Source organism: Bradyrhizobium mercantei (genome assembly GCF_001982635.1).
In the GTDB taxonomy this organism is placed as follows: domain Bacteria; phylum Pseudomonadota; class Alphaproteobacteria; order Rhizobiales; family Xanthobacteraceae; genus Bradyrhizobium; species Bradyrhizobium mercantei.
In genome coordinates this window covers 1-1,220 of record NZ_MKFI01000035.1, presented here as the reverse complement: position 1 = coordinate 1,220, position 1,220 = coordinate 1, and the positions used below count along the sequence as shown (strand labels likewise).

The following is a 1,220-nucleotide window of genomic DNA, read 5'->3' as shown; positions in this document are numbered from 1 at the left end:
TGCCTGGGTACTGCAATTTTATTATGCAATCCATGCCGGCGATACCCCGAGCCGGCGCCATCCCCTCTGTAAAGGCAGACATCATGATCCACGTATACAACCCCGCCGACGGCGCGCTGGTCGGCCAGGCGCCCGAGCTGACCGGCGCCGAGGTGCAGGCGGCCATCGACCGCGCCTGCGCCGCCTTTCCCGCCTGGTCGCGCAAGCTGGCCCGCGAACGCGGCGAGCTGCTGCGCCGCTGGTTCGAGCTAATGCGGGCGGACAAGCGCGTCTTCGCCGAGCTCATGGTCCAGGAAAACGGCAAGTGCCTGGCCGAAGCGCTGGGCGAGATCGACTACGGCCTGGGCTTCATCGAGTGGTACGCGGAAGAGGCCAAGCGGGTCTACGGCGACACCATCCCGTCGCACGCCGCGCATGCCGAAGTCCCTGTGTTCAAGGAGCCCGCCGGCCCGACCGCGGCCATCACGCCCTGGAATTTCCCGTTCATGATGATCGCCCGCAAGATCGCCACCGCGCTGGCGGCCGGCTGCACCATGATCATCAAGCCGTCCGAGCTGACGCCTTTGACGGCCTACAGAATGCTCGACTACGCGCGCCAGGCCGGCATCCCGGCCGGCGTCTTCGAGATGGTGACCGGCAATCCCCAGGAGATCGGCGAGCGCTTCACCGGCGATCCGCGCATCCGCAAGCTCTCGTTCACGGGCTCGACCGCCGTGGGCAAGCGGCTGGCGTCGGCCTGCGGCAACGACCTGAAGAAAATGACGCTGGAACTGGGCGGCAACGCGCCCTTCATCGTGTTCGACGATGCCGATATCGAAACGGCCGCCGCCCAACTGGTCACGGCCAAGCTGCGCAACTCGGGCCAGGTCTGCATCTCGCCCAACCGCGTCTACGTGCACGAGGCCATCCATGACCGCTTCGTCGCCGTGGTGGCCGACAAGGTGGCGCGGATCCGCGTCGACCAGGGCATGCAGGAAGAATTCGTGGTGGGGCCGCTGATCAACGCCGCCGGCGTGGACAAGGTGGCGCAGCTGGTGGATGACGCGACGCGGCAGGGCGCCCAGGCCGTGCTGGGGGGCCGGCGCCATGCCCGCGGCGGCAACTTCTACGAGCCGACCGTGCTGACCGAAGTGGACGACACGATGCGCATCGCCCGCACCGAGATCTTCGGGCCGGTGTTCGCGATCTACCGCTTCGGCGACGAGGACGAGGTGGCGCGG

At 67.7% G+C, this 1,220-nt stretch carries 1 protein-coding gene; it reads left to right on the top strand.

Going from position 1 to position 1,220, the window contains the following annotated elements; all coding sequences use genetic code 11:
• Positions 1 to 23 precede the first annotated feature (23 nt).
• A partial coding sequence (locus tag BI327_RS40725; RefSeq protein ID WP_210191256.1) for an NAD-dependent succinate-semialdehyde dehydrogenase occupies positions 24 to 1,220 on the top strand: 1,197 nt, incomplete at its 3' end.